This window comes from Arthrobacter sp. D2-10 (assembly GCF_054161285.1).
The window spans coordinates 1500668-1522324 of record NZ_CP096431.1; the positions used below are offsets into that span (position 1 = coordinate 1500668).

The 21657-nt window shown below is 61.3% G+C and carries 20 protein-coding genes; 7 read left to right on the forward strand and 13 right to left on the reverse strand.

Annotation, left to right across the window (positions count from 1 at the left end; genetic code table 11):
* Positions 1-52: 52 nt before the first annotated feature.
* Together ppgK and map are read right to left on the reverse strand one after the other, a co-directional pair.
* Positions 53-880, reverse strand: coding sequence for a polyphosphate--glucose phosphotransferase (gene ppgK / locus M1D74_RS06990; RefSeq protein ID WP_309123773.1), 828 nt, complete (start codon positions 878-880; stop codon positions 53-55).
* 76 nt (positions 881-956) lie between these two features.
* Positions 957-1835: a type I methionyl aminopeptidase gene (map, locus tag M1D74_RS06995; RefSeq protein WP_458116949.1), complete on the reverse strand. Its 879-nt coding sequence runs from the start codon at positions 1833-1835 to the stop codon at positions 957-959.
* A gap of 74 nt (positions 1836-1909) precedes the next feature.
* Here map and M1D74_RS07000 point away from each other — a divergent pair, with 74 nt between their 5' ends.
* Positions 1910-2074, forward strand: a complete 165-nt coding sequence (locus M1D74_RS07000; protein ID WP_309071259.1) for an SPOR domain-containing protein — start codon at positions 1910-1912, stop codon at positions 2072-2074.
* 44 nt (positions 2075-2118) lie between these two features.
* Here the strand turns inward: M1D74_RS07000 and panB are convergent, their stop codons facing one another.
* Positions 2119-2985 (reverse strand): 3-methyl-2-oxobutanoate hydroxymethyltransferase, encoded by an 867-nt coding sequence (gene panB / locus M1D74_RS07005; RefSeq protein WP_309071260.1) that lies wholly within the window; start codon positions 2983-2985, stop codon positions 2119-2121.
* Between the two features lie 208 nt (positions 2986-3193).
* Between panB and M1D74_RS07010 the strand changes: the two genes are divergently transcribed.
* Together M1D74_RS07010 and M1D74_RS07015 are read left to right on the forward strand one after the other, a co-directional pair.
* A complete protein-coding gene (locus M1D74_RS07010) occupies positions 3194-4534 on the forward strand; it encodes a glutamine synthetase family protein (protein ID WP_309071261.1) in 1341 nt (446 codons plus the stop codon).
* An 18-nt stretch (positions 4535-4552) separates the two neighbouring features.
* The gene (locus M1D74_RS07015; protein WP_458116950.1) at positions 4553-7570 is read left to right on the forward strand and encodes a bifunctional [glutamine synthetase] adenylyltransferase/[glutamine synthetase]-adenylyl-L-tyrosine phosphorylase; all 3018 of its coding nucleotides are present in this window, start codon (positions 4553-4555) and stop codon (positions 7568-7570) included.
* 535 nt (positions 7571-8105) lie between these two features.
* On the opposite strand, the gene M1D74_RS07020 is transcribed toward M1D74_RS07015, so the two are convergent.
* Positions 8106-8687 carry a DUF6919 domain-containing protein gene (locus M1D74_RS07020; protein ID WP_458116951.1) on the reverse strand — a complete coding sequence of 194 codons (582 nt, stop codon included), beginning with the start codon at positions 8685-8687 and terminating at the stop codon, positions 8106-8108.
* A gap of 2159 nt (positions 8688-10846) precedes the next feature.
* Here M1D74_RS07020 and M1D74_RS07025 point away from each other — a divergent pair.
* Entirely contained in the window at positions 10847-11524 is a 678-nt protein-coding gene (locus tag M1D74_RS07025; protein ID WP_458116952.1) for a hypothetical protein, read from the forward strand.
* 141 nt (positions 11525-11665) lie between these two features.
* Here M1D74_RS07025 and M1D74_RS07030 read toward each other — a convergent pair whose 3' ends face one another.
* Positions 11666-11896 (reverse strand): helix-turn-helix transcriptional regulator, encoded by a 231-nt coding sequence (locus tag M1D74_RS07030; RefSeq protein WP_458116953.1) that lies wholly within the window; start codon positions 11894-11896, stop codon positions 11666-11668.
* 127 nt (positions 11897-12023) lie between these two features.
* On the opposite strand from M1D74_RS07030, the gene M1D74_RS07035 reads away from it, so the two are divergent.
* From M1D74_RS07035 to M1D74_RS07045, 3 genes are all read left to right on the forward strand, one after another.
* Positions 12024-12275: a hypothetical protein gene (locus M1D74_RS07035; RefSeq protein ID WP_458116954.1), complete on the forward strand. Its 252-nt coding sequence runs from the start codon at positions 12024-12026 to the stop codon at positions 12273-12275.
* A gap of 402 nt (positions 12276-12677) precedes the next feature.
* Entirely contained in the window at positions 12678-13313 is a 636-nt protein-coding gene (locus M1D74_RS07040; protein ID WP_458116955.1) for a hypothetical protein, read from the forward strand.
* Between the two features lie 17 nt (positions 13314-13330).
* The gene (locus M1D74_RS07045; RefSeq protein ID WP_458116956.1) at positions 13331-13810 is read left to right on the forward strand and encodes a hypothetical protein; all 480 of its coding nucleotides are present in this window, start codon (positions 13331-13333) and stop codon (positions 13808-13810) included.
* A 66-nt stretch (positions 13811-13876) separates the two neighbouring features.
* On the opposite strand, the gene M1D74_RS07050 is transcribed toward M1D74_RS07045, so the two are convergent.
* The 8 genes from M1D74_RS07050 to M1D74_RS07085 form a co-directional block, all read right to left on the reverse strand.
* Positions 13877-14242 (reverse strand): hypothetical protein, encoded by a 366-nt coding sequence (locus tag M1D74_RS07050; RefSeq protein WP_458116957.1) that lies wholly within the window; start codon positions 14240-14242, stop codon positions 13877-13879.
* A gap of 15 nt (positions 14243-14257) precedes the next feature.
* Positions 14258-15253, reverse strand: a complete 996-nt coding sequence (locus tag M1D74_RS07055; RefSeq protein WP_458116958.1) for a M23 family metallopeptidase — start codon at positions 15251-15253, stop codon at positions 14258-14260.
* A 46-nt stretch (positions 15254-15299) separates the two neighbouring features.
* Positions 15300-15647, reverse strand: a complete 348-nt coding sequence (locus M1D74_RS07060) for a hypothetical protein (protein ID WP_458116959.1) — start codon at positions 15645-15647, stop codon at positions 15300-15302.
* 8 nt (positions 15648-15655) lie between these two features.
* Positions 15656-16138 (reverse strand): hypothetical protein, encoded by a 483-nt coding sequence (locus M1D74_RS07065; RefSeq protein WP_458116960.1) that lies wholly within the window; start codon positions 16136-16138, stop codon positions 15656-15658.
* 161 nt (positions 16139-16299) lie between these two features.
* A complete protein-coding gene (locus M1D74_RS07070; protein ID WP_458116961.1) occupies positions 16300-17178 on the reverse strand; it encodes a hypothetical protein in 879 nt (292 codons plus the stop codon).
* Complete coding sequence (locus tag M1D74_RS07075; protein ID WP_458116962.1) at positions 17175-18524, reverse strand: hypothetical protein; 1350 nt, start codon at positions 18522-18524, stop codon at positions 17175-17177. The genes M1D74_RS07070 and M1D74_RS07075 overlap by 4 nt, the downstream gene beginning before the upstream one ends.
* Positions 18521-20845: a hypothetical protein gene (locus M1D74_RS07080; RefSeq protein WP_458116963.1), complete on the reverse strand. Its 2325-nt coding sequence runs from the start codon at positions 20843-20845 to the stop codon at positions 18521-18523. The genes M1D74_RS07075 and M1D74_RS07080 overlap by 4 nt, the downstream gene beginning before the upstream one ends.
* Complete coding sequence (locus M1D74_RS07085; protein ID WP_458116964.1) at positions 20838-21650, reverse strand: hypothetical protein; 813 nt, start codon at positions 21648-21650, stop codon at positions 20838-20840. The genes M1D74_RS07080 and M1D74_RS07085 overlap by 8 nt, the downstream gene beginning before the upstream one ends.
* Positions 21651-21657: the final 7 nt, after the last annotated feature.

The following is a 21657-nucleotide window of genomic DNA, read 5'->3' on the forward strand; positions in this document are numbered from 1 at the left end:
CGCTATGGCTGCGCCAATGCGTCGGCTGCTCCCGTGGCGGCCGCCACCGGCGTCATCTCGCCTCGACTGGCTCGCTTTTGAAGTGGAGTGCCGCCTGCAGGGCTGCACCTACGATTCCGGCGTGGTTGCGTAGTTCCGCAGGGATGATCGGCGTCCGCAGCGACAGGTTGGGAAGAAAATCCTTGCTTCGCTTTGAGATGCCGCCGCCGACAATGAAAAGTTCAGGCGAGAAAAGGAACTCGACGTGGGAGAAGTAGCGCTGCAGCTTGACTGAGTATTCGTCCCAACTCAGCCCAAGGCGTTCGCGGGCTACGGCTGAGGCCTGGGTTTCAGCGTCGTGCCCGTCAATTTCGAGGTGCCCCAGCTCGGCATTCGGTACGAGCTTTCCGTCAAAAATGAAGGCTGACCCGATGCCGGTGCCGAGAGTCACCACGAGGACCGTTCCTGATACGCCCTTGCCCGCTCCGTATTGCACCTCTGCTAGACCGGCGGCATCAGCGTCGTTGATGACATGGACGTCCCGGCCCAGCACTTTGGTGAAAAGTGCGTCTACGTCGGTGTCGATCCAGCTCTCATCGACGTTTGCTGCTGAGCGCGCAACACCGTGCTGAATGATGGCAGGGAACGTGACGCCGATGGGCAGCTTCTCCGAGGGCGCGCCCTCGCGGGTGGACAGCTCAGCGACGATGTCGGCTACGACGACGGCGACTGCCTCCGGAGTCGCCGGCTGCGGTGTCTCCACGCGGAACCGATCGCCCACGATAGCTCCGGCGGCGAGATCCACGATGCCGCCCTTGATTCCGGTTCCACCGATATCAATACCGATGACGGTCGAGGGCAGCTTCCTGCCGTCCTTCAACTTGATGCTGTTCTTGCCCATAATTCTCCAGGGATTCGTTCGGGTATGATCGGCCGGCGCCCCTTCTGAGGAGCGCTGGGTGTGGAACTGGGTCTTGCTAGGGGACCGTCAGCACCTCGGCGCCGGTCTGGGTCACCACGAGCGTGTGCTCGAACTGGGCCGTGCGTTTCCGGTCCTTGGTGACAACCGTCCAGTCATCAGACCACATGTCCCACTCGATGGTTCCGAGGGTAAGCATGGGTTCGATCGTGAACACCATTCCCGGCTCGATGACCCGGTTGTAGGCAGGAGCGGCATCGTAGTGGGGAATGATGAGCCCGGTGTGGAAGGCCTCGCCGACCCCGTGACCTGTGAAGTCCCTCACAACACCGTAGCCGAACCTTTTGGCGTATGACTCAATGGCACGGCCGATGACGTTTATTTCGCGCCCGGGTGCAACCACCTTGATGGCGCGGTTCAGTGCTTCCTGGGTCCGCTCAACGAGGAGTCGGGATTCCTCGTCGACGTCTCCGACGAGGAAGGTGTAGTTGGTGTCGCCGTGTACACCGTCAATGTAGGCGGTGATATCGATGTTGATGATGTCACCGTCACGCAGCACGGTCGAGTCGGGGATACCGTGACAAATGACCTCATTCAGCGAGGAGCACAGTGACTTCGGGAAGCCGCGGTAACCGAGCGTCGACGGATAGGCGTTGTGCTTGACCAGGAACTCGTGCCCGACGGCGTCGAGCTCGTCAGTGGTGACCCCGGGCGTGATGTGGCGACCCACTTCCTGGATGGCCTGCGCAGCGATCATGCCGGCTCGTCGGATCCGCTCGATCGTTTCAGCCGACTTGACCTCGGATCCTTCGAACTTGGCCGGGCCCGGACGGCCCACATACTCCGGACGAGGTATGGATGCCGGTACATTCCGGGGCGGGCTGAGGGTGCCCTGCGTGAGCGTGCCGACGGGTGCGGTGGAGGAATGGTGGGGCATACCCTTGATCCTATCGGTGTGGAACCACCGGAACCGAAAGTCAAAGTAAGACTGATGAGACTAAGGAAATCGCAATGGTGCAGTACTGGTACAACGTCCGGACCCATGAGGTTGAAGAGGATGCCCAGTCTGACTGGAGCCAACTCATTGGTCCGTACAACACCCGGGCAGAAGCGGAACGAGCACTGGAAAAGGTTCAGGAGCGCAACCGTGCGTGGGAGGCGCAGGACGAGGAGTAGCCCTGCGATGTCGGGAGCCGGGAGTGTTCACCCTGTGACCGTTCCTAGAAGCTGTGCTCCGGGCCGGGGAAGCTCCCGTCCCGGACCTGGTCCCCGTATGCACGAGCTGCGTCCGCCAGTACTGAGCGGACATCTGCAAACTGCTTGACGAACTTCGCCTGCCTGCCCGAGCGCAGACCCGCCATGTCCTGCCACACCAGCACCTGCCCGGTGGTTGCAGAACCCGCGCCGATGCCGATGGTCGGCACGCTGACCGTTCGATCCACTTCAGCCGCTACATCGGCCGGCACCATTTCCATCAGGACACAGAAGGCACCCGCCTCTGCGAGGGCTACGGCGTCGTCGATGACCTGACGGCCGGCGTCGGCCTTGCCCTGTACGCGGTAGCCGCCGAGGGCGTGCTCGCTCTGGGGCGTGAAGCCGACGTGTGCCATGACAGGAATGCCCGCACGAACGATGGCGCGAACCGTCTCCGCGTGATGGGCACCGCCCTCCATCTTCACGGCATGCACAAGTCCTTCCTTCATCAGGCGGACAGAGGACTCGACCCCCTGGGCTGGGGAGACTTCATAGCTGCCGAAAGGCAGGTCTGCGACGACGAGCGCGCGCTTGGCGCCCCGCGTGACCGCTCGGGAAAACAGGATCATCTCATCAAGGGTGATGGGCAGCGTCGTGGCGTGCCCGAGAACGTTATTCGCGGCTGAGTCCCCGATCAGCAGCACCTCAATGCCGGCTGTGTCGAAGATTTCGGCAGCGTACTGGTCGTAGGCTGTGAGCATGGCGAATTTTCGCCCCTCGTTCTTCGCGGACTGCAGATGATGCGTCCGAATCCGCGCGATCGGCGTGGCCGCCGGTGTGCCGCCGGGCTGCGCTCCGGTTCCGTAGGGGGGTGGAGTTTCCGCGGAATTCATGACCACGAGCCTACTTCACGGGTAACCCCGGCGTAACACAGGCCTTACATACTGGTGTGCGGTGCGGATGGACACCGGAATTCGGCGCGCCCAGCCCGATTGTCAGTAAAGTGAACAGCGGACTCGGGAGCAGGTGCTCCGGTTGTGATGCGCAAGATCGTAGCCGACGGACGAGTGGATAACTCTGTGTAGTGGGAAAGAGGTTGGAATGGATCGTCAGCAGGAGTTCGTCCTACGCACCATTGAGGAACGTGACGTCCGGTTCGTTCGGCTGTGGTTCACCGATGTCGTCGGTTCGCTGAAGTCGGTGGCACTGGCGCCGGCGGAGGTGGAAGGTGCGTTCGAGGAAGGCCTGGGCTTCGACGGGTCCTCGATTGAAGGCCTGGCCAGGGTCTTCGAATCGGACATGCTTGCGCAGCCCGATCCATCCACGTTCCAGATCCTGCCGTGGAGAGGAGACAAGGAGCAGACGTCGCGCATGTTCTGCGACATCCTGACGCCCGATGGACAACCGTCGTCGGCCGATCCGCGCGGAGTGCTCAAGAGGACGCTGGCCAAGGCAGCGGACATGGGTTTCACCTGCTACACACATCCCGAGATCGAGTTCTACCTGCTCAAGTCAGACGAACTCGGTCCGGACGGACAGCCCGTTCCCGTGGACCAGGCCGGCTACTTCGACCACGTTCCTGGCGGAGTTGCACAGGACTTCCGGCGTACGGCCGTCGCGATGCTTGAATCGGTGGGCATCTCGGTGGAGTTCAGCCATCACGAAGCCGGTCCGGGACAGAACGAAATTGACCTGCGATACGCCGATGCGCTGCAGACCGCCGACAACATCATGACGTTCCGCACCGTGATCAAGGAGGTAGCGCTGACGCAGAACAGTTACGCCACCTTCATGCCCAAGCCGTTCTCGGACCACCCCGGCTCCGGAATGCACACGCACTTCTCCCTGTTCGAGGGAGATACCAATGCGTTCTTCGAAGCAGGGGCAGAATTCCAGCTTTCGAAGACCGCACGACAGTTCATCGCGGGCATCCTGCGACACGCACCGGAGTTCACGGCGGTTACCAACCAGTTCGTGAATTCCTACAAACGGCTGTGGGGCGGCGGGGAAGCTCCCAGCTATTTGTCCTGGGGCCACAACAACCGGTCCGCGCTGGTGCGGGTTCCGCTGTACAAGCCGAACAAGGGCCAGTCCGCACGCATCGAGTACCGCGGTATCGACTCAGCCACCAACCCCTACCTTGCCTACTCGGTACTGCTCGGTGCCGGCTTGAAGGGCATCGAGGAAGGCTACGACCTGCCACCGGGAGCCGAGGACGACGTCTGGAGCCTGACGGCGGCAGAGCGACGCGCGATGGGCCACGATCCGCTGCCGGCCAGCCTGCACGACGCTGTCCGCGCAATGGAGGATTCGGAACTGGTTGCTGAGATCCTGGGGGAGCAGGTCTATGAGAACTTCCTTCGTAACAAGCGTGCCGAGTGGCATGATTACCGGATCCAGGTGACCCCCTACGAGCTCAGGCGCAATCTCGGGATCCTCTAGTCCCGCAGGAGCCGGCACATGAGCCTCAATAGGGAACTGATCAGCAGGGGATTCACGGATCTCGACAAGAGCAGCCGGTTTCTTGCTGCCGCCGAGCTTCGTGACATCCCCGAGGACAGACTGTTCGCCGGGCTCAGCCACGCGGCGAACCCAGACCTTGCCCTTCAGTCGCTGGTTCGGCTGCTCGCGGTGCAGCCGGAGATCGGTTCTCTGGTACAGGACGACGACGGTGACCCTGAAGCGCTGTTCCGCCTGCTTGGAGCCTCGGAAGCCCTGGCGGAGTTTCTCATGCGTCACCCGGAGCATTCCGACGTCGTGAAGGTTCGGACTACCGCTGAGCCCGAAAGAGTGGACGCGGGGCTGCTGCGGACGTCCCTCCTGCAATCCGTTGGCGCGGATGCCGGACAGCCGAACCCGGTTGCCGCGGTAACCGGAGAGGAAGCGTACCGCGCGCTGCGCACGCGCTACCGTCGGCACCTTACCGAACTGGCGATCCGTGATCTCAGTGCCGCTTCGCCGACCGACTTCCTTCCCTCCGTCGGGCAGGAGCTTGCCGACCTTGCCGCTGCGGCGCTGGAAGCGGCTCTTGCCGTCGCCCGGAAGGAGCTCGAGGGCACCTTTCCTGCCGATGAGATCGCCGCCGTGCGATTGGCGGTGATCGGGATGGGCAAGTGCGGAGCCGGTGAACTGAACTACATTTCGGATGTGGATGTCATCTACGTCATCGAGGCAGAGGGACTCGGTGAAGATACGGCGGTCCGGATTGGCACGGCCCTCGCAGCCGGGATTTCCCGGGCCGTCATGTCATCGGGCCGAGAGCCGGGCTTGTGGGAGGTTGACGCCAACCTGCGTCCCGAGGGCAAGGACGGGCCGCTCGTACGCACGCTGGATTCGCATCTGTCCTACTACGCCCGCTGGGCACAGACCTGGGAATTTCAGGCCCTCCTGAAGGCCCGGCCGATCGCCGGAGATGCCGACCTCGGAGCCCGGTATGCAGGGGCAGTCTCCGCCCTGGTCTGGACTTCCTCGGAGCGAGAGGGGTTCGTTGAGTCGGTCCAGGCGATGAGACGACGGGTCACGGAGAACATCCCGTCCCATGAAGTCAACCGGCAGCTCAAGCTGGGCGCCGGCGGCCTCCGCGACGTTGAATTCACTGTGCAGCTGCTGCAGCTTGTCCATGGGAAAGTCGATGACACCCTGCGAACCCGAGCCACCACCTCGGCCATCGCAGCGCTGAGCACAGCCGGCTATATCGGTCGCCGTGATGCTGAGGAGTTTGATCGGTCCTACCGGTTCCTGCGCGTGCTGGAGCACCGCATCCAGCTTGTTCAAATGCGACGGACCCACCTCATGCCTGAAGACGAAGCGAGCCTGAAGGCACTCGCCAAATCCTCCGGGAGCTCGCTGCTGGTCACGCGCCCGACGGCGGCTTCCCTCACCGAGCAGTGGCAGCAGACCAAGCGCCAGGTGCGGCGACTGCACGAATCGATCTTCTACCGGCCGCTGCTCAACGCCGCGGCCAACCTCAGCGCGGACGAGGTTCGCCTCACTCCCGAGGCAGCACGGGCCCGGCTTGCCGCCCTGGGTTACGTTGACCCGCGCGGAGCCCTGCGGCATATCGAGGCACTCACCACCGGGATCAGCCGTCGGTCCGCGCTGCAGCGGCAGCTTCTGCCGGTCCTGCTGGACTGGCTGGCTGACGGCGTTGACCCCGACGCCGGGCTCCTAGGCTTCCGGCGCCTCAGCGAGTCGCTGGGGGAGACCCACTGGTACCTGGGGATGCTCCGGGACTCCAAGGCAGCGGCCGAGCGCTTATGCCACGTCCTATCCTCCAGCCGGTTCATCACCGACCTGCTGGAGGTCTCTCCTGAGTCGACGAAATGGCTGGGTTCCGACAAGGAGTTGCTGCCGCTGCCCTTCGAAGTCCAGTGGCAGGAAATCCAGTCGAAGATGTCCCGGCATCCCGCACCGAAGGAGGCGATACGCCTTATCCGCCTCATCCGGCGTCGTGAGATCCTTCGTATTGCTATCGCCGACAGTTCCGGGCTGCTCAGGCAGGAGGACGTCGGGCCGGCACTCGCCGACGCGGATCGAGCGGCCGTGCTCGGCGCGCTCAACGTTGCGGAAGCGGAAGTCTACGCTGGCGAGCAGGCGCTGACCGACGTCGTCGTTATTGCCATGGGGCGCCAGGGCGGGCGGGAGATCACCTACGGGTCCGACGCCGATGTCATGTATGTGCACCGTCCCCGCGAAGGAGCCGATCCGGCGGCTGCTCAGACCCAGGCTGAGCGGATTGTCGGTCAGCTGCGGCAACTCCTGCAACAGCCGTGTACGCCGCCTATTCTGGCGGAACGTGTCCTTGAGGTCGACGCTGATCTCCGGCCTGAAGGCAAGCAGGGGCCGATGGTGCGCTCACTGGAGTCGTTCCGCGAGTACTACCGGCGCTGGTCACTCGTCTGGGAATCACAGGCTCTGCTGCGGGCACTTCCGATGGCAGGGAATGACAAGCTCGCTGGGGAATTTCTACAGCTGATCGATCCGCTGCGATATGAACGCAACGTCACGGAAACTGACCTGCGCGAGATCAGGCGCCTCAAGGCGCGTATGGAGTCAGAACGGCTGCCCCGCGGTGCTGACCCGTCCCGTCACCTCAAACTGGGACGCGGAGGCCTGAGCGACGTCGAGTGGCTTGTTCAACTCCTGCAGTTGCAGCATGCGCGCGAGATACCCGCCCTGCGGACCACGTCGACACTCGAAGCAATGGACGCGGTGGAGGAGCACGGTCTCCTGCCAGCCGACGACGTCGCCACGCTGCGAGCGAGCTGGCGGCTTGTCTCGCGAATCCGGGCGGCGAACACAGTGTGGGGTGGCAAGCAGTCGGACGTCGTGCCGTCGTCGCGCCGCGACCTTGAAGCGGTGGCGCGCTGGTGCGGCTACGGCGCGGGCCAGGGCACGCAGCTGGAAGAGGATTACCTTCGCCTGACCCGCCGAAGCCGAGCGATTTTCGAACGGTACTTCTACGGCTACGGGGACTAGCGTCCCTCGAACGTTCGGCGCTTGCTTCCCGGATGGTGCGGCCTTAAATGAAGGAAGGGCCGCACCGAAGTGCGGCCCTTCCTTCATCGGCTAGACGCCGTAGTACAGCTCGAACTCGACAAGGGTGATTGCCGGGTTTTGGGAAGTGCTGCGTTCTGCTTGTTTCCGCGCTTTCGTGTGTTGGCTGGGATGGTGGGAAAGTGGCCTGTTGCGGACTTTCTTGCGGACTTTCTGCGGACTAGCATGCTTGGCCATGGGCACAGAAGGCCGCACGCGACGAACAATTTGAACTGGACTTCTGGCCCGCCACCTGTGGGAAGCTACTGCTCGTTCTGCTGGCGCCAATAATCCTTGTTCTCGACGGTGTTCAGCCCAATGTTGTAGAGAAGCTCATTCTGTCTCTCTAGAAGCCCGGCGATCGCGCCCAGCCGCGATCGCCCGGCTCGAAGGCCCAACGCTACTTTCTGCCACTGACAGAAGTGAAAGCACCGCGCATTTTTTGGCAGGGGCTGGAAGCAAGCGTCGTTCGGCCCGCTCAGCCCGCGGCTGCTTCGAGGGCGATCGTCAAGGCTGGGAGTAGCCTCGCATTTCTTCCCCATACAGGGTCGAATATCTGAAGCCCCCAGCACCGGGACAGATCGAGCCAGAGCGCATCGTTCAAAGAGCCATAGGTGTCTTTCAGGTCTGAAGCACCTCCGAACCTTCCAAGCCAGGTGAATTCTGTCTTCCCGTCCAGCGAAACACATATCTGGCTCTCGCCAGTCGTGCCGGGAGGAAAACAGATCATCACGAGCTCCGAATTCGAAAGGATGCGGGACAGCATTCCCATCGTGTATTCCTGTACATAGCCAGTGACGTACGCCCGCTGGTCCCGCAGTCCCGGCTGGGAATCCTCAGTCAGAAACCCGAGCCGGTTGATGGCTGCAAGAGATTCACTTATTGGCCCAGTCTCGGTGGCGGGGCCGGCAGCCATGTAACCCGGCAAGTAGTGGCTGCGCCCTTCAAGCCATAAGGCCGTGAGTTCACAAGCGCCCTCGAAGGTTTTGCATTGCTGCCATCGCAGCTCGTCCACTCCACCCTCAACCCGTGGACTATCAGACAGATCGAAGTCATTCATGCGCAGAGCCTAACAACGCTTTAGGTGTCGGGACGCCGTTCTCTCCAACAGGAACCAAGGGTCTAAAGCGAGCTTCCCGATCCACTCATGCATTTGTCGCAGCGACCTTGCCAGTCACTCAGCGAAGCGGTACGAGCAAAGAACGATTCACACCTGCTCAGTGCTGACTTTGAGTTGCTGCAGGACACACTTTCTCCCATCCCCGTTGCCGGTGTCACATGGAACCGCTCATGACGTTCAATGAGGAATGAGTAAATGGCACCCGGCGGTGCGGCCGCTAGTTGAATCTAGGGTTCTGGCGCACATCTCGAAGGATCAGCAGCAGCGGGCGTTGGCACTACTGCAGGATCTGTCCACAATCGCGGAAGATCAGGGGTTCACCGTGGCGGCGCGTAAAGGGGTACAGATTTCGGGCTATGTTCCTTTCGAATCGCGCCGGCGATTTTGTCTAGACGGCCCTCAATGGGTGACATGCAACCGCTCGTTCGGTATTGGATACGTCGCTGCTGGGAACCGTCTGAGGACGCAGTCGTAGCAGCCGAAAGGAATCTGCGACGGCAGGAGGAGCGGGCGATGGAGTGGGATGCCGCCCGGTTGAGAGCGGAGGTCGAATACGCCAACGAGGTACGCCTTCGAGCGCGGGGAGCACAACTTCAGGAATGGGAATTGACCGTAAAACTTCGATCAGTATCTTTCTGCGGTTGAGTCCCGCATTCAGTTTCTCACCGATCCGGAGGATGTTGCCCGAGCACAAGAATGGGCTTCCTGGGTGCAGGACTATCGGTCGTCCATTGACCCCTTGCGGTTGATCAGGATGCCGGAAATTCCGCAGCCGGAACCCGAGGACTTGAAGCCATTCATGAAAGGACTAAGTCCTTACGGGCTGGAGCACGTTTGGTGACCGCGCATCGATCTTTCCCCTCTAGATCAGATAAGGGATCGGCAATACCATGAGCCATGTTTACCTTCGATGAGACAAACACTGAGGACGGGCAGAGCTTCCGGCTCCTTGTCCAAGCATCCGGGGAAGAGACACCTACGGTCACATCCACGCTCTTCCGAGACGGCGTTCCGTTGTACTCGTTCATGATCACTCATGGCGAGGGACGAGGCCATACGATCGTCACTTCGTTCGTTCCCGGGGACGAGACAAGAACAGTGGAAGCGATACGTGACCATGGCTCGGAACGACTGCTGGTGAATGGTCGTGAGGAGATTCCACCCGGCAAGCCAAGGTTGGCGCTGGGGGAACCGAGCAATAAACAGATCCCAGCTGTTCAGGTTCTAGTTTCGAAGCTGGAGGCAGTGGCTTCGCAAGACGACGAGACTCGTGGAGCCGTTGCCGGGAAGAAAAAGGGCTGTTGGCCGTGCATAGCGAAGTGCTCCGCCATAGCCGCCGGCTGCATCGCAGCGTGTAGCGCGTTGGGCCCGATCGGTGCTCACGTGTGTGCAGCCGGCTGTGCAGCGAATGGTCTGGACTGCAAGGGCGACTGCCCCTGTTAGCGACGTTCCTGCTACTGGATCACAAAGTATGTTCGCTAATCCTCGTTGAGGAGCACCCTGATGGTGTGAAGCACGAGTTCTCGCTGGCGGCTGAGTCAGCCGGTTGGCTGACTCAGGCAGCACGAACGGTTCAATTTCCCCAGTGGGCAGACCGGCGGCATCCCGTAACTTAGTCATTGGGATGGCCAGGGCTAGGGAGAAAGCCCGCAGCACTTTTTCGCTCGGTTCTTCCGGTTCAGCTCGCAGGTACTTCGAAACAGATGTGTTCGAGACGACCGTTCCTTTCGCCGCAGTGATCGCCGTGATGCGGCGGGCAGATAGCTGCTCGACGTTCGAGTCGTTGAGAAGATCCGAGAGCGTGCTCACTCAGATGATGTTAGATCGTTGGTACGAGATGATCGTAATGCGCGACGACTAGCCACTCGCCGGGGTGGTGGTGAGGCTGTGCTGGCGGAAGCTGGCATCCTGAATTCAGTGAAACGGGCTTGCGCCGGACGCTACAGGCGTGTTGGACCGCTTCGCCCGCTGATTCATTATTCGTTGGTCGTGTTGCCGGCCGATCTTCGGGCGGGTGCCTCAACGGTCCGAACTGCCGATGTCATCCCAAGAGGCCAATCTAAGGGAGTGCCTCGCAGCTTGCTCCATAGGATTAGTACATGACCGAAGCGACGAACAGTAGCCCTGACGATTCAGACGGTATTGACTCATCAGAATTTCATGCCCGGATCGAAGACTTTCAGGATGATGGAGAAGGCGGCATGACGCTTGAGCGATTCGAAGAGATCGCTGAGGCCGAAGACCGGGGCATCGACTTCGAACTCAGCGCCGAGGAGCGCGTGGAGTACGAGGCAGCAAAGGTGAAGATGGCCGAAACCATGGCGCTACTGCGCGCATCGGTGAGTAAACCCTTCCAGGACCTGAACAAGCGGGTCAACGGTTTGATCCGCGAAGCGATTCGAATGCCTAAACTGCAATCTCCAGTGAAAATTGACGGCCCGGGCAGCAGCACAACTCCTACACAGGTTGTTCCACCACCCACCGGTAACGACCTGGCGCGCCAGCACTACTCGGCACCCATCCCAGGCGAGGACGTTATCGCCAAGGTGAGGAGTGCGGCCAAACAGCGTCAAGCCCGGGAGGAGGAGTCCGCGCAAGCCGCTGTTGAGACTGCGCTAACCCTAAAGAAGATGCTGCTAGCGATGGACGAGAGCTCCAAGACGGAGAACCGGCACTTTTGGTTGGCCGCCACGCTCGCATTTCTTGCAGCGATAGGCGGCATCATCGCAGCAGTACCGGTCGTAGTCGCTTTCGGCCAACAAGCTGGCTGGTGGTAAAGGCGAAATCAAGCGATCGTTCATCGGGCCATCTCCAATCGGCCCCTGTGAGTTCCGGGGCCGGTTTACCCCGGTCGATGCGGCGAAGTATTTCCTCGACGAGATGGCCGTCGGTTGGGTCGCTGAGGGCGCCATGGACGCCTAGGTGGTCGGACAATCGTCGGCGGGAAGGTCCTTCAGGTTGCCTGCCGCCAGGGCATACTTCCGCTCGATGTACTCCTCAAGCTTGACCCGCTCTACCCGCCATTGCCCACGTCCGCCGACCTGTATCGCGGGAAGGTCACCACTTTTCACCAGTGCGTACGTCTGCGACATGCTGATGCTGAGTTCTTCGGCGACGTCGGTCAGTTTGAGGAAGCGGGGTTCGGGCACGGCTCCCACTTTATTCGACCAGTACCAGCGGTTCGAATGTCGAACACGTGTTCTATCGTTAATCGTGTGGGTCAGAACAAGCGGTACGGTGCCGCCAACGTCGACAAAGTGGCTCGACAACTGGGCGATGCGCGAAGAACCCATGCTCCTCACCGCCATCGAAGTCGACCTCGCCAACGACCCCGAACGGGTGTTCCCTGAACCGCGCAGGGTCCACGTCTGGATTCGATACCCCACCAAAGCTGTCCGCCTCAAAGCCCACGCAGTCGCCTGGAACACACGGGCCGTCAAAGTTCGCTTCCTCGAACCAATCATCAAGAACGAGCGCGAAGGCTGGGTGTGGACCAACGCGGTCACGCCGGACTTTTTGGATGCATAGTTATCCACGGGCTGGGCGTCTCGAGATTGTGCGCCCATATACTCGTCTGATAACGAGATTGGGAGACTGTTGAAATTGATGGGGTATCGATAGGTGGGCGGTTGGCCCAAAGACTCGGACGCGAAAAAGTGTATCCGTGCGCTTCAGAAAGATTTCGGATGGGAGTATGACACCGACGTTGGGAAGAGCGCTCACCGAGCAGGAGAATTAAGGTGCGGTTCCGGATGCAAGGTGCACGTGAACGGAACGGCGAGTAACACCGCAAGGGCACTCTGGCGGCTCGCTCGCAAGTGCCCGCATGGTAGCGCTCCGGACCGAGTTCAGTGGTGAGCGAACACACGTTGCCAAGTGCCAACATAGGTGTTGTACTACATATACCTACCCCGACAGAGAGAAACCGCCTTGCGTGAATTTAACTTCACTGTGCGCGTGCACGGGTTCGATGCTGACGACGACGTCCAGCTCGACCGTCTCTACTCCGCGCCGTTCTCGATAGTTGCAGCCGAGATCGACGGAGAGACAGAGCTAGACGCCACTATCCTCGCCAGCACAGAGCGCCATGCCTGGCACATATTCAACCGTTTCCTGGCAGACCGCCTGCCCGAGGTTCACATCCTTCGAATAAACCTTGACCTAGTTTCGCTTTCCGAGATAGCCGATCGCTGCGACATATCGCGTGAGACGGTTCGTTTGTGGTCGACGGGAAAGCGCCGCTCAGCTTTCCCCACCTCGTTCACAACTACTGGCTCGATGAAACTGTGGGCATGGTCCGAGGTGTTCCGATGGCTGATTCAACAGAATGTCCCCGTTCAGGATCTGTATTCTGCTGAGCCCTTGAGCATCGAATACATCGAAGCTTGCAACGGTTTCCAAGCACGACGCCGGCAATGGTCGAGGGACGGTGACTCCGCTTGGACAGTCACGGCCCGTAGTGAGTCGAACGTTATCCAGTTCACTCCTCGTACGGCGACTCCCGCTGTTCGGGTCAACCATGTGCAGGGCTACACGCGGCCTGTGAAGAAAGCAGCAATGGTTTGATGGCAAAGGAAACTGCCATGAGTACGACGGAGGTCAGTTCCACCGAAGAGCTACTCGCCGCCGTAACGCTTGGCGGTATCGAATTCTTCGAAATTAGTGCGAGGTCGCGTGCAGGTTTCGGTGAAAGCATAGGGACGGACGAGCCAGAGCCGCCCGAATTCGATCTAAAGCTTCAGGCAAGAGCTGGTTCATTTCAGGTCCGCCTCCGGACGGCGCTGTCCGTACCTCAGGGTGACGTCGTCGTTGACGCCGGAGTGATGTACGAGCTGAGTGAGGAGTTGAAGGTCTCAGAGGAGATTGGCCTCGACTTCGCTAACCGAGTTGCTCTGATGGCTTTGCTCCCATATGTCCGAGAAGCGATTCATACTCACACCGTAAAAGTCTTTGGCGAAGGGCTGCTCATGCCGATAATCCGCCAAGGTGATCTCGTATTTTCCGCAGACGAGGTGGACGACCCGACGGCGCCTGGCGAGGTAGCAACCGATTCGGCGACATAGTGACCACGAACTGAAAGTAAGACCCACCGCCCTTTGGGACGGTGGGTTTTACTCGTTGCGAGGTGGTTAGCCTCGTTCGTCGTACTCGATCGGATCCGCCACGTGCTTGCCCTTGTAATCATCCTCATCCGTCAGCGTGGTCTCAGCGGATTCATTCGCGGCCACGGCTGCCTGTTCGGCTTCCGCTGCGTCATGCGCGGCCTTCTGCTGGAAGTAGTCCACACGCAGGGGATCGGCCCGCCAATAGGCCAGACCCCACGCAGCGAAGGTGGTCGCGACCACGCCGACCGGGACAGCCCACGGACCGAGTGCGGAGAGCATGTCCGGGGTGATGGCCGCGAGGCCGGAGCAAAGGGCGAAGAGGAGCGCGCCCACGATGGGGATTGCCTTCACCTTGGGGGAAAGCTGACGGGGATCTGCTGTTGCTGCCATTGTTTCTTCTCCTTCTCAGAGTTTCTTCAGGCCAACGATGGATTGGCTGGTGAATAGCCGGGAGTGCGCCCAGCCGTCGCTGCCCTGCACCTTGAACCAGATGTTCGAGCCGGCGAAGGTGTCACCCGTGGTGTACGCCTCGATGACGTAGGACGTATGCGCCTTGAGGTAGTTCTTCACGTTCCCGCGCAGGATCTTTGGGGAGGAACGCCGTGCGACCTTCGCCCCGCCCGTGGTGCGGATGAGGTTCGGCAGTCCCTTTACGTCGCGCTGGGTGAAGTGCGAGACGTGGAAGTATCCGCCGGAGATCCCGACGAACCAGCCGTTCATGCCCTTGAGGCGCTGCCCGATGGCATAACCCTTGAAGTTCAGGACCGAACCAGCCTTGAACGTGCGCAGTACCTTCGCGCCGTGAGTCGTCGGCCGGTCGAGCTCATTCACACCGCCGGCGGAGACTAACCGCTGCATCGGTCCGGTCTTCGGCTTCGCGGCTGCCAGAGCGCGCTCAGCGATTCGACGTGCGTTCTCCGCTGCGATCTGGTTCCGCGGATCGTACCTGCCGAACGTCCCGGGGTTCCGTCCATCCGTGGTGAAGACCTCGAAGTGCAGGTGCGGTCCGGTGCTGTTGCCGGTATTGCCGGACTTGCCGATGACTTCGCCGTCCTTGACCACGGAAGCCTTGTGGAACGCGCTCTTGTGGTACAGGTGAGTGGAGGACAGATGCGCGTAGATGGAGAACCATCCGCCCGGTGCGCCACGCTCAGCGCCCGCGTGGGCGAGGATGACGGGGATGCCGCTGGCCGTGCTCCCGTACACCTGGGAGAACCAGTCCGCGAGGGCCTTGGGCATCTTGTATCCCCAGTCCGCCCACATCACGATGCCCGGTGCGATGGCTACGCAGCTGGTGCCGATGACCACGGCATAGTCGCGGCCGAGATGGCCCCACGGCTGCCACGAGAAATGCTTGTTGACGCCGTACTCCTGAGAGACGGTACCGCCGGTTGGTTCCATGATTACCCCTTCCCAGGGCATAAAAAAACCGCCGTTGTCGGCGGTGTCAGTTCGGGTAAAGGTCGGGCGGATCCCCGATGTCGCTATCTCCCAGACGGCGGAGCGCTTCGAAGTCCCAGAAGCTATGCCGGCGGGCCAGCACGTCGCGGGCGCGGATCTCTGTGCGGAGTGTGTTGTTGTCAGCGCGTTCCTGCCGTAGCTCCGAGCGGAGTGTGGCGTTGTCCTCCTGCAGTTCTTCCCAGTGCTGCTCCCGGTTGGCGAGCTCGTTGGCTGCTTCCTGCTGTTGCTTGGTGTCTTTCCGCCCGCGAAGCGCCCAGAGGACACTCCAGACAAGGGTTCCGATTGCGGCAACGCCAACCATGAGAGCCGGTAGATCGAGTTCTATCTGTGGCACTGGTCCCCCTACTGCTTGTCGCGCCTAGCCTTATCAGCCACCAGCTTCTGTACGAGTGGTTCGAATGGGTTGCGGAGTGGTTGGCGGAGCATGGTCGCATCCTTCGCGGCGACGGCCGCCCAGATGAAGAACCCGGTGGATCCCGCGCTACTGCCCATGAACATTGATGCTGCGAAACCTACTGCCCAACTAGCCGTCGTCACGACCGAGAACACTAGGCCTACACGGGCGGGTGTTTCCCTCCCAATCACTGCTCCTATAAAGCAGGCGAGGGAAGTTCCGAGGAACGCCCAACCCCACAACTCAATGGAGGTCAGGAACGGGATGCCAGCCAGAGCGTCAATGATTCCTTGGTAAGAACCGGACTTGAAGGACGATGGTGCTAGAACGCACGCCAGTCCAACGGCTAGGTGTCGGGCGGTAGCTATCAGCAGATAGACTTTCGCCCGTTTCGTCATCTGTTGTTCCCGGATGAGGTCGGCCCGCGTCATCTGAGCCTCCAGTTGGGTTGCATGGTGCTCCTCTGTTGAGTTGTCTGGGTACTGCACTGAGCCGCGAATCATGTGCCGGGTAATACCACGAGGCGTCAGCAGTTGAAGTCGCGTCCGGCATACCAACCGCGATCAAGATTTGGCTGAGCGCTAGGCCCTCCTTACGGGATCGTCGTGGGGTCGGTGAAGGTGTCCGCGTAGTAGCGTCCACCGGGTGTGAGTACCTGCTTGGTGTGCTCCGCGTTGTCGATGGCATCCACCTCCCCGTAGGTGCGGCCCGAGACGGTGAGATCCTCCAGATAGAACCGGTAGAACGCGAAGGACGGCCAGTGACCGTTACGGCTCGACAGCACCGCGTTGTTATAGCTCGCAGCTGGTGCCCCCCAAATCGGTCCCGCGGAGTTGATGTTCGCTGCGTTGATGGTTGCTTTCCCAGCGTCCACCTGCGCGTTGCCGAGCCGCGGGCCGACAGCGTTCGGTGCCATGCGATTCCCGCCAGTAGAACCGAAGATGAACCACACGTCTGCCCGGAAAGCGGCCAGAAGGTTGTTAGTGTCGTTCGCTACTACGCCGTACTGAATGACGCCGTTCGAGCCCACCGTCCCACCATTCACCCGCGTCATCCTGTCCCAGAAGGAAAGGTAGAAAGCGTGCGATTTGTTGGCGGCTAGGTAGTTTTCCACCGCAGGAGCCATAAGAATCGACGCACCGTCGCCAGAGGCCAAAGGGGTAGATCGGGAGATGATGGTGTGGAGTCCACCCTTGCCCGTACGTTCCATCTTTCCCTTCACGCCGTCGTTCATTGATGGGGTGTAGGAAAGGGTCGGCCGCAAATCCCCACTTAACAGACTTTCAGCTTCTGCCGAGGCGACGTTGTTGAGAAGTGATCCGGAAGCCGGCACCCCTGCCGCCCAGGGTGCTGCGGGGTGGCTTGGGTCTAGCAGAAGCAATGAGCCGTTGGAAAGCACGGGGTCGTCCCTGAGCACTGGCAGGCTCACGTCAGTGAAGGTAGTGGGCAGAACGAGTTTCAGTCCGCTCATGTGGTGATCCATCCTTTTGCTCGGAGCGTGTTGGCGATTAGACGAGCGGCTGCGGTGTTTCCGTTCGCATTCAGGTGCAGTCCGTCCGAGCGGAGCGACGTCGGCGTGACTCCGTTCGCTATATCGGTATTGTCCTGTGCCGTGGGGGAAAGCCCGAGGTCCGATAGCGCAGGACCTCGCAAGTACTGGGCGACGGGCACAAACTGATGCGGGAAGGTCCTCAGTAGCAGCGCGTTGAGGGCATCGAGCTTGACCCGGTCAGCGGTGGGGGAAGGAACCGACACTTCGGAAGCGTCCGGGGCTACTTCCAGAATCAGGAAGCGCTTCCGCCCAGCGGTCATGTACTCCACCATCTTCTGTAGGCGGAGAACGATGTCCTCGGGTGGCGTTATCTTGAAGCCGTTTCGGCCGGACCAGATGACTGCCATCTGTCCACGGTTCAAGGTCGCTTCGTCAGTGATGATTGGCGTGGTAGGTGGAACCCATACAGCGGAACCAGGCGTATCACGTGTGAAAGTGACTGTGCCCGTCGCGTTGTCACGGGTCAGCGTGCCGTGTACCCCAGCTATCGTCACTCCACCCGAGGACAAGCCGGCGCCGCTGGGCGAGGAGTAAATGATCACCGACGTTGTTACCGTCACCGCTCCAGACGCCGGCAGGGTGTTGTCCGGGAAGGTGACTGTGGCGGGGTACCCGCCTTGTCGGGCACTGACGGCCTCAGTGAACTGACCACCGATGCCATAGTTGCGGGTCGGGACACCTCCAGTTTCTGCGGTCAGTCGTTCCCCATAGCCCGAACCCGGTGCGGTCATGGAATCACCCCAGAGCGCGATCGGGGTTGCGGCAACAGGATTCGCCGCGGCGACCGCTGCACTGCTTGCAGCGGCAACAACTCGATCCGGGAATGGGCCGGTGAACCTGCCTGACAAATCCAACTGAAGTTCCGACATGCGGCCAGCCTGATCGACGGCCACGAATGCGAGGCCCGGACCTTCGCTGATGGTTGAAGGCACAGGCAGGTCGGCGACCTTCTCGTCTACGACGACACCGATATTCGCGGTTAGTGCCTCTGCCATGGAACCGGCAGCATGCGGGGTCGGACCGCCATCCGGCCCAATCTCTAGCCATGACCTTTTTCCTGAAGCGTCAACGACGCTGAAGGTGACATCGGGGTTGCCGTTCTTCTTCGTGGGGATGGCAGCAAGCGCCCGGTTGAGGAGTTCCGCCATTGCAATGTTGATGCTTTGGCGGAGCTGCGCGAACCAGAGGCCGAACCCGTTACCGGCTGGGGTATTGAAACGCGAGTTGCCGTCAGGGACTGTTATGTCGGGTAGCGGCTCGCTCATGCGGGTGCCCCTTTCAGAGGTGTGGTGTCGAACTGGGTGAGTGTCTCCCCAGCACGTGCCGCGTCCAGCGCGGAAAGCAACTGTCCGGCCCACGCTGCGTCGAGCTCAGCGAGGGTCGGGTTTATCACGGTGTAGTCGATGATCCGGAAGTCACAGGACTGAGACCACCTGATTGGGTTGCTGCTGTACTCATCGGTGATGCCAACCACCAACGCGGTGAAGTGAACCCCCGTGATGCCAGGGTCACTGATGGTCACGACGTCGCCGCGTTCGAGGCGGGCATCCGGAACGATTTCCACACCCTCCAGGATTGGGCGGGGAAGTGTGGTGCTGGACGCGATAAGGTTCGCTATCGCTTGTGCCGCTGTCGGGTTCTGTACCCACCAGCCGACGTCGTGGGTTAGGACGGGTGCGTCCCAAGCCCCAGCGTTGGCTGTGTAGGTGACGTCCTCCCACATGGTTTTAGCCATGGCGCGGAGAACCGGGAAGTTCATTCCCGCTAGGTGCATCGGAGTTTTACCCACTCCGGTTTGCCGCTCGGTGGGCACCCTCAAGCTGAACTCGTGGTTGTCCCAGCCTGCCGTTGATACGCCCCAAACGTTTGTTATGACCTTGTAGGTGGTGTCATCGATCCGGGTAACGGAGGCTCCCACCCAGTCCCGGTTGAAGCCCTCCGAAGCGAGGTAGCCGGCCTGACCCTCCGTCCCCTGTTCGAGGACGAAATAGAGGGCAACGTCGCTGCCCCGCACCTGGTTCGTGGTGTTGTTGAAAAGGGTGTCGACTTGGATCCAGTCCTCGTCGGCGTCCGGGTGGATGAGCTCCTCGAACACTTCGGTGCCGTCCGCCTCGACCTGGCTGTAGTTGCTGCGCCAGACTTCGTGCCTGTAGTCCTTGCTCATCAGGCGTGCACCGACCTTACGTCCGGTCACCTCAACTTTCGATGCCACTCCGGAGAAGTCCTCTTTCCAGCGGAGGTTCTTCAGATGGTCGAGAGTCGTCAGAGTCGTGACCGGAGCTTGAGCCATGAGGCGGTCACGGTTCATCCAGTGCAGGTAACCGTCACCGTCGATCCACAGCGCGGCTAGCTCAGCCGTGGCCTGCTCCTCAAGCAGATCCCGTGCAGGACGCTGCTTGATAGGCGGGCTGGCGACGAGTGTGGCGTTGTAGGCCGACGGGGTGATGAACGCTGAGCGCACGTAGTTAACCGACGTCCATGTTGCGCCGGGGAAGGACACCTGCACTCCACCGACCATCGCCCCAACTGCTGTCGACCGGACATACGCTGCGGTCGCGTTCGTGGTCGCCGAGCCCGCGGGGACTGCAACCGTTCCGGTGACCTGCTGGCCGGTAGCGTCCCGGAGAGTCACGGCCGCATTCGACCCAGATGGGACGAACCGCGCTGTCAGGACATCCGACGCTGGAGCAGCCATGGTGCAGACGACTGTCGCTACACCGCCGGCCTCGTCATACCGTTGAACCTCTGCACGGTCGGCATACCGCACCAGGTACAGGGAAGTCGTGCCCCACACGATCCCGACACGCGTGTTGCCGGTACCGGTGACGGAGAATAGTGCTGTGATCTCCATGGCGCGGTTCAGGCGGCTGTCCCCGGACAGAGAGTAGTTCGCGGTGAGATCGGAACCACCCATGCCCCACGGGGTTTCCCTCCACCCCTGTGATGCTAAGTTCGCGTCCGTGTAGCGGAGGCTCCTTTCAAGGGTTCCCCGTTCGGGCCACGTAGACCCCATGAGCGGCGCGGAGAAAACACACCCGCCGGCCATGCCAGGAGTCGAGTAGAAGCGGCCAGCACGAGCGAACAAGTCAGTGTAGAACGTCGGGTACAAGCCGAGCCCGCGCCACAGTCCACCGACTGAGAGGGGCGGCATCTCCGATTGCAGGGGAGGAAGCGTGATCTTCTGGGAAAGCCGAGCAATAGGATCGATCAGGCCGGACCGGCTGTCCTGCATCGGGTCACCAGAAGACGATGCGATGTGCCCGTTCAGTTGCCGAGCAGTAGCCTCGCCGGTAGCGGTCCGGCATCCGGTGTAGACCTGAACCGAGTCGCGGACGCGTGGAGGCCAGTCACCCTTACGGTTGAATGCGGTGGGCTGAGACGTCGCTACGTCCTCAAGGGCAGCCCATTCGACAGAACCGGTAGCCTGAGTCAGCCCGCCGACCCGTGCGACCTGAGCGTGCATCGAAGAAGGAAGCTCGCGCGACAGAGACAGAGAGTTGAACTCCCGATCCTTCCCGCCGTGGACCACCCGTGCAACTGGCTCAACTACATCGTTCTCAGCAGGCCAGTTGGGGACGCTACGCATTACCGACCTCCTGCAAGGTGAATGATGCACCAGTTCGCCGTAGCGACGGTGTGTCTCGAACGGCCATCCGGACCGCATGGGAAAGACCTTGGGCTATCACCTTGGGTGCACCCTCACCCACCGTCCACGCGGCGACTGCGGGAGTCCAAGAGACGGCTGGCTGGGCGGCTCGTTTCGCCCCAGAGAGGCGAAGAATGACCCCTGTTGCCCCATCGGGAGCAACGGCGGTGACTGACCCGCGCACCAACGGTGCAGCCAAGGACGCTGCGGTGGTCCTGGAAGTGATGGCGAGTTCCGCCCCGGACGCGCTCCTGAATACCAGGCTCACGGTGAATCCGCTGTCTCCTGCGCCCCATGCGGATCCCGTGACAGTCTCGCCAGGGATTGCCGGAACCTCCGGCAGGTTGGTGGTTGCCCCGGTATCTGAAAGAAGGCTGAGTGCTGGTCGTGTGCCGTCATTGAGTGTGACGGAACCACCGGGGACCGCGGATCCCGTCCACGATCCTGCCTGCAGGACAGAGGCGGCCGGTGTGAGCAGGTTGGTGACCTTCGCCCACGGTCCGACGTACACCCACGGTGGGGGACCGTACAGCCCGCGCATCAGGGCAGCCAGACCGGCGATCTGATCCGCAGTTGCCGAACCAATACCGACCTGCCAAGCGCGGGGAGCGTTCAGCCCGTACTGCGCTTTCTGCTTACCGCCGAGAGTCCACGAGAGGGAGGAGTTGTCAGCCAGAGTGATTTCCTCCGAAGAGGGGCACCGGAACCCGATCAGGTTCCCGACCGGGCCTAGATATGCTTTCAACTGTCTC

Bases quoted from the DNA above. Each gene is read 5' to 3' on its own strand.
- ppgK (WP_309123773.1), bottom strand. From the start codon at position 880: ATGGGCAAGAACAGCATCAAGTTGAAGGACGGCAGGAAGCTGCCCTCG.
- map (WP_458116949.1), bottom strand. From the start codon at position 1,835: ATGCCCCACCATTCCTCCACCGCACCCGTCGGCACGCTCACGCAGGGC.
- M1D74_RS07000 (WP_309071259.1), top strand. From the start codon at position 1,910: ATGGTGCAGTACTGGTACAACGTCCGGACCCATGAGGTTGAAGAGGAT.
- panB (WP_309071260.1), bottom strand. From the start codon at position 2,985: ATGAATTCCGCGGAAACTCCACCCCCCTACGGAACCGGAGCGCAGCCC.
- M1D74_RS07010 (WP_309071261.1), top strand. From the start codon at position 3,194: ATGGATCGTCAGCAGGAGTTCGTCCTACGCACCATTGAGGAACGTGAC.
- M1D74_RS07015 (WP_458116950.1), top strand. From the start codon at position 4,553: ATGAGCCTCAATAGGGAACTGATCAGCAGGGGATTCACGGATCTCGAC.
- M1D74_RS07020 (WP_458116951.1), bottom strand. From the start codon at position 8,687: ATGAATGACTTCGATCTGTCTGATAGTCCACGGGTTGAGGGTGGAGTG.
- M1D74_RS07025 (WP_458116952.1), top strand. From the start codon at position 10,847: ATGACCGAAGCGACGAACAGTAGCCCTGACGATTCAGACGGTATTGAC.
- M1D74_RS07035 (WP_458116954.1), top strand. From the start codon at position 12,024: ATGCGCGAAGAACCCATGCTCCTCACCGCCATCGAAGTCGACCTCGCC.
- M1D74_RS07045 (WP_458116956.1), top strand. From the start codon at position 13,331: ATGAGTACGACGGAGGTCAGTTCCACCGAAGAGCTACTCGCCGCCGTA.
- M1D74_RS07050 (WP_458116957.1), bottom strand. From the start codon at position 14,242: ATGGCAGCAACAGCAGATCCCCGTCAGCTTTCCCCCAAGGTGAAGGCA.
- M1D74_RS07055 (WP_458116958.1), bottom strand. From the start codon at position 15,253: ATGGAACCAACCGGCGGTACCGTCTCTCAGGAGTACGGCGTCAACAAG.
- M1D74_RS07065 (WP_458116960.1), bottom strand. From the start codon at position 16,138: ATGACGCGGGCCGACCTCATCCGGGAACAACAGATGACGAAACGGGCG.
- M1D74_RS07070 (WP_458116961.1), bottom strand. From the start codon at position 17,178: ATGAGCGGACTGAAACTCGTTCTGCCCACTACCTTCACTGACGTGAGC.
- M1D74_RS07075 (WP_458116962.1), bottom strand. From the start codon at position 18,524: ATGAGCGAGCCGCTACCCGACATAACAGTCCCTGACGGCAACTCGCGT.
- M1D74_RS07080 (WP_458116963.1), bottom strand. From the start codon at position 20,845: ATGCGTAGCGTCCCCAACTGGCCTGCTGAGAACGATGTAGTTGAGCCA.